Consider the following 10030-nt stretch of genomic DNA (forward strand, 5'->3'; position numbering starts at 1 on the left):
AACGTGGAACTGCCGGGATGACGCTGATGGGCAAACAATGGAAGACGTGGCTCGTGGGCCTGCTTGTGTGCATGTTGACGGCGCCGCTCGCGCTGGCCGCCGACGCGCCGCGCACGCAGGTGCAGATGCTGAGCGGCACCGGTCCCGACGATGCCGTGGCGTGGGACTTCGTCATCGACGGCGGCCGGCGTGCCGGCGAGCAGGCGCGCATTCCGGTGCCGTCCAACTGGCAGCTGCAGGGCTTCGGTCACTACCAGTACGGCTACGACAAGGGTCCGCGCGCGGCCGACAAAGCCGTCTACCGGCGCCGCTTTGCGGTGCCCGCCGCCTGGCAGGGGCTGACCGTGCGCGTGGTGTTCGACGCGGTGATGACGGACACCCTGGTCAAGATCAACGGGCACCTGGCGGGCCCGCTGCACCAGGGCGGCTTCAACCGCTTCAGCCATGACATCACGCGCTGGCTGAAGCCGGGTCAAGACAACGACATCGAGGTCGAGGTCAGCGAGGCTTCGGCTGCGACGGCCACGGACATTGCCGAGCGCCATGGGGACTACTGGGTGTTCGGCGGCATCTACCGGCCGGTATGGCTGGAAGCGTCTCCGCCGCAGTCCATCGCGCACGTGGCGATCGATGCGAAAGCCAGCGGCGCGCTCGTGGCCGACGTGACACTGCGCGCGCCGCGCACGGTGACGCGCCTCGTGGCTCAGGTCACCACGCGCGACGGCGTGGCGGTGGGGCAGCCGCTGTCTGCCGCCATTCCTGCCGGTGGCACGGGCCGCGTGCGCCTGCAGGGCCGGATTGAGCGGCCGCTGCTGTGGTCGGCCGAGACGCCGCACCTGTACCAGATCCAGGTCACATTGCTCGATGGCGACAAGGCCGTCCACGAGACGCGCGAGCGCTTCGGCTTTCGGACCTTCGAGGTCCGGGAGGGACAGGGCCTGTACCTGAACGGCCAGCGCCTCATGCTCAAGGGCATCAACCGCCACAGCTTCCGACCGGAGACGGGCCGCGCGGTGTCGCGCGCGCAGGCGTATGAGGACGCGCGCCTCATCAAGTCCATGAACATGAATGCGATGCGCGTGGCCCATTACGCGCCCGAGAAGGCGTTCCTGGAGGCGGCGGACGAACTGGGCCTGTACGTCATCAACGAATTGAGCGGCTGGCAGAAGGCCCATGACACCGAGGTGGGCCGCAAGCTGGTGCGCGCGCTGGTGGAGCGAGACGTCAACCACCCGAGCATCATCATCTGGTCGAACGGCAACGAGGGCGGCTGGAACCGCGAGCTGGACGGCGACTTCGCCCTCTACGACCCGCAGGCCCGCCCGCTGATCCATCCGTGGGAGCCGTTCGGCGGCATCGACACCAAGCACTACCCGCGTTACCCCGACCTGCAGCGTCGTCTGGCCGGCCCGATGCTGGTGCTGCCCACTGAGTTCCTGCATGGCCTGTTCGACGGCGGCCATGGCGCGGGGCTGGACGATTACTGGCGTGCGATGAGGGCGTCGCCGCGCGGAACGGGCGGCTTCCTGTGGAACCTGGCGGACGAGGGCGTCGTCCGCACCGACCAGGGCGGGCGCCTGGACCTGTTCGGCAGCTACGCGCCGGACGGCATCGTCGGGTCGCGGCTGGAGAAGGAACCGAGCTACGACACGGTCCGGGAGATCTGGTCGCCGGTGCAGATCGACGAGCCGCGGCTGGACAAGTCCTTCGACGGTCGCCTGAAGCTACGCAACGACTACGACTTTACGCCGCTGTCGGCGGTGCGTTTCAAGTGGGAATGGATCCGCTTTGCCGGCATGGCTGACAGCACGACCCGGGCGGTTGTGCTGACCCAGGGCGAGCTGGCCGGCCCGGCCGTGGCGCCGCATGCGCGCGGTGAGTTGCAGCTGCCGCTGCCGGTGGCGTGGCGTGAGGCCGATGCCCTGCGGCTGACGGCCACCAAGGGCGACGTGCACTTGCTGACATGGACCTGGGCGGCGGCGGATCGCTCGCTCGCTCGCCTGGTCACCGCGCGCGCCGGCGAGCCCCGCGTGGCCCGTGACGGCGACATCGTGAGGCTGCAGGCCGGCGCCGTGTCGGCGCGCTTCGACGCGCACACCGGCTTGCTGATGCACCTGGCGCGCGACGGCCAGGTGCAGACGCTGTCTAACGGGCCGCGTCTGGTCGTCGCACGACCCAAGGCGGCCGCCGAGCCGAACTGGCAGGCACTGGCCCTCAAAGGCGGGGGCGTCTACGAGTTTGCGCAGGCCGCGATGGCCAACGTCGCCTCCATCGCGCTGGACATCACCGAGGCCGACGGCTGGGCCGGCTTCAAGCTGGAGTTGTCGCCCGACGGCCAGCGCTGGAAGACCGTCTACAACAGCGCCCGCGTGGCGCGTGACGGCCAGACCTACATCTTTGCGCCGCAGCTCGTGAAAGCCGTGCGCGTGAGCCAGTTGGCGGGCGCGCGACGCGTGCCGGCGGTCGTGTCTGTGCGCATGGCCTTCGAAGCGGAGCGCTTTGCCGTGCCTGCAGGCCCGGTCGCCATCACCACTGGCAGCGGCCCGCGAGGAGCCTGGCTGGAGGCGCCCGGCGCCGGTGGGCTGGAATGGGTGCGCTGGACGCTGCGCGAGGACGGCGTGCTGGCGCTGGACTACGGCTACCCGCTGCAGGGACCCGTGCTGTACCACGGCATCGGCTTCGACCGTCCACTGGACGACGGCACGCAGGCGCGCGCGCTGGTGCGCGGCCCCGACCCCGTCTGGCAGAACCGCCTGCGCGGCCCGCTGCTGGACGTGCACGACCTGACCCCGCGTGTCGGGTACTTCGCAGACCCGCGCTGGCTGAGGCTGGGCTCGCCGCATGGCGACCTTGTCATCGTGAACGAAGGCGCGGGCTATCTGCAGCTGAGTGCGCGCATGGCGGACTTTCCGACCACCAGCGTCGACTTCCCCGCCAGCGATGTCGGCTTCATGCAAGCCATCCCGGGCATGGGCGCCAAGATGCAGGCCGCTGAGTTGACCGGGCCGGCGGGTGAGCCCTCGGTCGCTACGGGCACCTACCGCGGACGACTGCTGCTGAAGTTCTGAGTGCGTACGTGGCGCGCACCGTGTGGCGCGCCCGCATCAATGCCGACTGCGATTCGTGGGGGTTTTTGGCCGTTGCAGGCCTGGATCGCGCAAGCCCCTGAGTGTTTCCAGAAGCTGTATTGCTCCGGACTTGTCGTGTGACGACCATCTGCCCGCCCGCAGGGGCATCACAACGATCAAGGAGACAGACATGAACAAGCCTTACAGCGTGCAAGGCAAGACGCAGCTGCGCCTGAGCGCCGTGGCACTGGCTATCGCCACGGCCACCGGTGGCGCGGCAGCGCAGGAAGATCCCAACAAGCTGGACGCCGTCGTCGTGACGGGCTTTCGCGCCAGCCTGAACAACGCGCTGAACCAGAAGAAGAATGCCGACGGCCTGGTCGACGTGATCAAGGCCGAGGACGTCTCCAAATTCCCGGATGCCAACCTGGCCGAATCGCTGCAGCGCGTGCCCGGCGTGGCACTTGCCCGTGGCGACGGCGGCGAGGGCAAGCAGATCACCGTGCGCGGCCTGAACGCGGGCTTCACGCGCGTGCGCATCAACGGCATCGAGGCCATCTCGGCCACCGGCGCCTCCGACATCAACGGCAGCACCAACCGCAGCCGCGCGTTCGACTTCTCCGTCTTCGCCGCCGAACTGTTCAACAGCCTGTCCGTGCGCAAGACCTCGCAGGCGGATGTGGAGGAAGGCTCGCTGGGCGCCACCGTCGACCTGCGCGGCGCGCGTCCCTTCGACTTCAGGGAGCAGACCCTCACCCTCGGCGCGCAGACCAACTACAACACGCTGGCCCGCAACTCGGCGCCGCGCCTGACCGGCCTGTTCACAACCAGCGCGCAGACCGGCATCGGCAAGCTCGGCATCCTCGTGTCCGGAGCCTGGTCCAAGCGCAGCGCCACGGAAGAAGGCTACGAGGCCGTCGAACTGCTGCCCGCGAGCGACGGCGGCTCGGGCTTCTGCTCGCCGGTGGGCTTCGTGCCCCAGAACCCGGCCAACAATGCCGTGAAGGGCATCGACGCCAACAACTGCGGCGTCAACCTTCCCCGTACGTCGAACCTGGCGGCTTACCAGGACGTGTTCGGCCGCACCGACAACTTCGGCGGCACCGTGGCCAACCCGGCCCCAGGCAGCGGCTCCTTCCACCCGCGCATTCCGCGCTACCGCCGCTCCGTCGCGGAGTACGAGCGCCTGGGCCTGACGGCGGCGCTGCAGTGGAAGCCGTCCGAGGCCACCGAAGTGAGCCTGGACGTGCTGGGCGGCACGTTCGACAACAACCGCTACGACAACTACATCTCCGCCATCTCGTTCGGCCGCCCGCTGGCGTCCAACGGCAAGCCGCAGACCTCCATCGTCGAGGCCCACTTCAACGGCAACGGCAGCTGGGACTACGGCAAGTTCAACGGCGTGGACGTACGGTCCGAAGGCCTGCTCGACGTCAACAACACCACGTTCAAGCAGCACGTGCTGAGCGCCACGCACAAGCTGACCGACACGATCAAGCTCGACTTCATGAGCGGCGTGTCGGACAGCCGGCTGGATTCGCCGATGCGTGCGACGGTGCAGCTGGACATCCCCAACGTCAATGGGTTCTCGTTCGACTTCCGTCAGAACCGCAACGTGCCCACGCTGACGTTCGGTGCCGACGTGGCCAACCCGGCGAACTTCAGCTTCCGGCCGACCGATGCGGACGGCACCGTGCACGGCGGCTTCGTCGGCCGCGTGCTCAACACCGGCAACAAGCTGCGCACCAATGCGGTGGGCGGCAGCTGGGAGGTCAGCGACCACATCACGCTGCGCAGCGGCCTGTCGTCGCGCAAGAACGCCTGGGACAACTACGAAGTCGGCTCCGGCACGCAGAACGGCCTGGCCAACCCCGCCGGGTTCCAGATGTCCAGTGTGACGCGCATGATTTCCGACTTCGGCCGGGGGCTGGAGGGATCGGGCTACCCCAACCAGTGGGTGGCCGTGGACCTGCCCAAGTTCCTGAAGGTGTGGGACATCGAAGCCCACTCTCCGTCCATTCCAGGTTCACAGCTGAACATCCTGGGACAGACCAACCGCAAGATCATCGAGAAGATCGACGCGGCCTACCTGTCGGCGGACTTCAACTACGAGGTCGGCCCCGTCATGCTGCGCGGCAACGTGGGTGTGCGCACCGCCGAGACCCAGGCGACCGCCTCGGCGCTCGTCAACGTCAACGGCGCACTGCAGCCGGTGTCCTTCGACAAGACCTACCGCGATACGCTGCCCTCGTTCAACCTGACGGCGGAGCTGCCTAGCGACGTGTTTCTGCGCTTCTCGGCCAGCAAGACGCTCTCGCGTCCCGAGTACGCCGACCTGGCGCCCACCGCCTCGGTCAACACCAACGCACAGACGGTCAGCATCGGTGCGCCGAATCTGGACCCCGTGCGCGCCAACACCTACGACCTGCAGGCCGAGTGGTACTTCGCCAAGAACTCGCTGGTGTCGCTGGGCGTCTTCCACAAGAAGATCGACAGCTACATCCAACGCGTCAGCGAGCGCGTCGCGTACAACACGCTCGGGCTGCCCGACGCGTTGTTGACGGGCGGCGGCACCTGCACGATCACGGGCGCCAACCCGACCTGCCCGACGCTGCCGACGTCCATTGTCACGGTGGGCCGCGCGGCCAATACGCCGGGCGGCCCGCTGACGGGCTTCGAGGCCAACCTGCAGCTGCCGTTCAGCTTCCTGCCGGGCATTTGGAGCAACTTCGGGCTGTTGGCGAACATCACGCACGTGAAGTCGACCATCAACTACATCACCCGCACGGCCACGGCGACGCTGCCTCAGCTGTCGATCAACGCCAACCTGGTGGGTATGTCGCCGGATGCGCGCAACCTGACCCTGTACTACGAGGACAGCAAGTTCAGCGCACGCGTCTCCGCGGCGTACCGCTCCAAGTACCTGATCAACGTGCTGGGCGACGTGAACGGCCACGACGTCTCGTTCGTCAACGCCTCGACCAACATCGACTTCTCGGCGTCGTACAACGTGACGCCCAAGCTGAAGGTGACCTTCGAAGCCGCGAACCTGACGGACCAGCCGCTGCGCTACGGCCGCGACAGCCAGCGTGACGACACGTGGCTGTACGCGCACTTCGGCCGTACCTTCGGCGCAGGCATGTCGTACAAGTTCTGACGCCGCCCCGCCAGCCCCGGATGCCGCGCCAGGCCGCGGGTCCTCGGTTCTGTCGCCCCTGGCGGGCGTCCGGGATGCTGGCTTCTCCCTTCACCGAATACATGGCCGCTCGTGGCCCTTTCCTGCGAGCGGCCGCTGAGCCCGACACGAGATGAAAATGTCCTTGGTCGTCCCCGCGGCACGCCTGCTCGCTGCGGCCCTGTCGTTCGGCAGCCCGACCTCGTTGCAGGCTCAGGCTGCCAAGGTCGGTCAACGCGTGTTCGTCAGCAACTGCGCGATGTGCCACACCGTGTCGCCTGATGTGAAGGCGCTGATGGGCCCCGGCCTGCACGGCGTCGTCGGCCGCCAGATCGGCGGCGTGCCGGGCTTCGGCTATTCCGACGCGCTGATCGGCCTGGGCGGGCGGCGCAAGACCTGGACCCGCGACGAACTGGATCGCTACCTGGCAGACCCTGGACGCTATGCGCCGGGCACGACGATGCCGGTGTCCGTGGCGGATGCCGCCCAGCGCCGGGCGCTCACCGCCTACCTCGCCCAGCTGACAGCGGTGCCTAGCGCGGCCGCCCCCTCCGCCGTCGCTGCCCCAGCTGCTCCGGCAGCTTCAGCCGTCGCGGCTACGGACGATCCCCTCCACTGGAGCGCCGACAAGCCCGGTCGCATCCACGAACTGAAGGTGTCGCAGCTGCCCCGCCCGTACGCCACAGACAGCGCCAGCAACAACCCGCGCACGGTGCCGCGGCCCGAAGGCACGCTGCCGTCTGTGCCGGACGGCTTCCAGGTCCAGCTGTGGGCCAAGGACCCGGACCGCGGCCGCGTGATGGTGAAGGCACCCAACGGGGATATCTTCATCTCGTCCACGCCCAAGCGGCTGGTCAAGGTGTTCCGCTCGTCCACCGGCGAGACGGCGGATGTCGTCAGCACGTTCGCGTCGGGCATGGACCGGCCGTTCGGCATGAGCTTCTGGCCGACGGGGCCGAACCCGCAGTACCTGTACGTCGCGTTCGTCAACTCCATCGTGCGCTACGCCTACCGCAACGGCGACCTCGTCGCCACCGGTGCGCCCGAGGTGGTGGTGCCCCGTCTCAGCGCCGCGGTGGGCGCACATTCGTCGCGCACGCTGGCGTTCTCCAACGACGGCCGCACAATGTTTCTGTCAATCGGCTCTGCAACCAACGTCGGCGAGAACATCGGCCGCGCGCCGCCCGAGCCAGTCGCCGTCTGGGAGGCCAGGCACGGCGTGGGCGCGGCCTGGGGTGAGGAAGAGGGCCGCGCGCTGGTGCTGGCCTTCGACCCCGATGGCGGCAACCGCCGCAGCCACGCCACCGGTCTGCGCAACTGCGTGGGCATGTACGTTCACCCGCGCAGCGACGACTTGTTCTGCAGCATCAATGAACGCGACCTGCTGGGCGACAACCTGCCGCCCGACTACCTGACGCGCGTGAAGCCCGGCGGCTTCTACGGCTGGCCCTGGTTCTACATCGGCGCCCACGAAGACCCGCGCCTGGCTGGCCATCGGCCCGACCTGCGCGACAAGGTCATCACGCCGGACCTGCTGCTGACCGCGCACTCGGCGCCGCTGGGGATGATCATGTACGAGGCCGGCCCGAAGGCGACTGCCGCATTTCCGAAGGCCTACGACGGCGACCTTTTCCTGACCTTCCATGGCTCGTGGAACCGACACACGCGCACAGGGTCCAAGGTAGTCCGCGTGTTCATGAAAGACGGCGTGCCGACCGGCCGCTACCAGGACTTCATGACCGGCTTCGTCGTCAGCGACCGCGAGGTCTGGGGCCGTCCCAGCGCGGTGGTCGTGCAGGAAGATGGCTCGCTGCTGGTCGATGATGACGTGACGGGCGAGATATGGCGGGTGGCGCCGCGGCGGTGAACAGGATGACGACGATGAACTGGATGGATTGCATGTCTCCGGCGACACGTCGCAGCGCGCTGTCGGTGCTGTTGGTGCTGGGCGCCGCGTCGGTCGGTGCGGTACCTGCCGTGCCCGCGAGCTGGACGGATTCCTCGACCGGCCGCCGCATCGTGCGCGTGGACGACAGCCCTGGCGTCTACGCGCTCTACTTCAACTACAACCCGTTCACGCCGCAGGGCGACTTGATGATCTACCTCACCCGCGAGGGCATCCGCGTCGCCGACACCAGGACATGGCAGACCCGGCTCGTGCTGAAAGCCAGCGTGGACCGGTTGCTGTTCGCGGGCCCGAAGTCGCGCTCGGCCTACTACACGACGCGTGATGCCGCGGTGGAGGAGGGCGGGCCGTCCACAGTCTGGTCGGTGGACCTGGATACCGGCAAGACTCGTCGAGTCGCCGACCTGCCCGGGGGGCGTGTGATGGCCATCAATGCCGACGAGACCTTGCTGGCCGGTGTCTGGGAGACGTCGCCACCGCCGCCCGAGATCGCCCGCCAGGGTCGGCGCGACCCCGTGACGGGTTCGCCCGCCTATGCCGGCGTCGACGCCGACGGCAAGCCGCTGACCTTCGCCCAGGCCAAGGGCCGGTGGATGGCCGCGCGTCTGGCGGCGCGCGTGCCGATGGAGATGTACAGCGTGTCCACCGCCACTGGTGAACGCAAGTCCATTCACCGCGCGACGGATTGGCTCAACCATCTGAAGTTCTCGCCCACCGACCCGACATTGCTTATGTTCTGTCACGAGGGACCGTGGCACGAGGTGGACCGCATCTGGACGATTCGCACCGACGGTTCGCAGCTGACCAAGGTTCACACCCGCACGATGGCCGGCGAGATCGCGGGCCACGAGTTCTGGGGGCGCGACGGCAAGACCATCTGGTACGACCTGCAGACGCCGCGCGGTGGCGTGACCTGGCTGACGGGGCGCAACCTCGCGACCGGCGAGCAATGGCGCTACGAGGTGGCACGTGACCAGGCGTCCTACCACTTCATGCAGTCGCCTGACGGCCAGATGTTCTCCGGCGACGGGGGCAACGCGGGCAAGTGGATCAGCCTGCTGCGGCCGGTGCTGCGGGAGAAGCCGGTGCCCGGCCTCATCACGCCTGGCCGGCTGGAGAGTGTCCGCGTGGCAGACCTGGCGAAGCACGACTACACGCTGGAACCCAACCAGCACTTCACGCCAGACGGCAAATGGCTGGTCTATCGCGCCAATGTGGAGGGCCGCCCGGTCATCTACGCGGCGGAGCTGGCGCCGACGGCAGCGGTGGCGCCATCACGTTGATGCACGGCTCTGGAAGTCATTGCTGGTAATGCGCGGACGGCGGCAGCAAGTAGCTGGTTGTCGTCGATCTTTCCGCCTCCCAGGCCTACAGACTGCGCTCGCGACGGCCTCGCCTTGCCTCGATGAGTGCCAATGTGCCAGGCTGTGGCCGCTCCTCTAGTTCAAGGAGGGGTGTCTTATCTGGCGAACTTGGTAAAAGCAGCGCGATGCTGGATCCTCCGGTTCAGGCACGCGCCATGAGTAAAGCTTGCACCGCTTTACCCAGGGGCTGGCCCGCTGCGGCGCAGATGTCGCCGCCTATATAGATGTGACACCGACGGGCGAACGTGGCGAGCGCGTTGTACGCCGCAGAACAAGGGAGACCTTGCAAGTTTTTGCCGAACTTCTTGCAAGCTCCGGATTTGCTGTGCTACAGTCGTGGGCTTCGCTGATCACAGCACTGAGTTGAAAGACGCAGACGTGGTTGGCGAAGCGGACCGAAAGGTTCGGGCGAGCTGGAGAGCTTGTCGAGTGCTTCGAAAAATTATTTTTCAAAAGTACTTGACGACGCTGCGAAAGCAGATCAAAATCTCGCCTCTTTGCTGATGACTGCGACGCG

Annotated in this window: 4 protein-coding genes; all 4 read left to right on the forward strand. The window is 67.6% G+C overall.

Going from position 1 to position 10030, the window contains the following annotated elements:
* Window positions 1–26: 26 nt before the first annotated feature.
* The 4 genes from ACG02S_RS24780 to ACG02S_RS24795 all read left to right on the forward strand — a co-directional run bounded on the left by ACG02S_RS24780 (window position 27) and on the right by ACG02S_RS24795 (window position 9432).
* Complete coding sequence (locus ACG02S_RS24780; protein ID WP_394473178.1) at window positions 27–3068, forward strand: glycoside hydrolase family 2 protein; 3042 nt, start codon at window positions 27–29, stop codon at window positions 3066–3068.
* 190 nt (window positions 3069–3258) lie between these two features.
* A complete protein-coding gene (locus ACG02S_RS24785) occupies window positions 3259–6225 on the forward strand; it encodes a TonB-dependent receptor (protein ID WP_394473179.1) in 2967 nt (988 codons plus the stop codon).
* Between the two features lie 157 nt (window positions 6226–6382).
* Window positions 6383–8110: a PQQ-dependent sugar dehydrogenase gene (locus ACG02S_RS24790; protein ID WP_394473180.1), complete on the forward strand. Its 1728-nt coding sequence runs from the start codon at window positions 6383–6385 to the stop codon at window positions 8108–8110.
* A 14-nt stretch (window positions 8111–8124) separates the two neighbouring features.
* A complete protein-coding gene (locus ACG02S_RS24795) occupies window positions 8125–9432 on the forward strand; it encodes an oligogalacturonate lyase family protein (RefSeq protein ID WP_394473181.1) in 1308 nt (435 codons plus the stop codon).
* Window positions 9433–10030: the final 598 nt, after the last annotated feature.

The organism is Pelomonas dachongensis, assembly GCF_043555865.1.
GTDB classification, from domain to species: Bacteria; Pseudomonadota; Gammaproteobacteria; order Burkholderiales; family Burkholderiaceae_C; genus Pelomonas; species Pelomonas dachongensis.

What these genes read in the sequence shown, in the direction of transcription:
- ACG02S_RS24780 (WP_394473178.1), top strand. Translation starts at nt 27, where the DNA reads ATGGGCAAACAATGGAAGACGTGGCTCGTGGGCCTGCTTGTGTGCATG.
- ACG02S_RS24785 (WP_394473179.1), top strand. Translation starts at nt 3,259, where the DNA reads ATGAACAAGCCTTACAGCGTGCAAGGCAAGACGCAGCTGCGCCTGAGC.
- ACG02S_RS24790 (WP_394473180.1), top strand. Translation starts at nt 6,383, where the DNA reads ATGTCCTTGGTCGTCCCCGCGGCACGCCTGCTCGCTGCGGCCCTGTCG.
- ACG02S_RS24795 (WP_394473181.1), top strand. Translation starts at nt 8,125, where the DNA reads ATGAACTGGATGGATTGCATGTCTCCGGCGACACGTCGCAGCGCGCTG.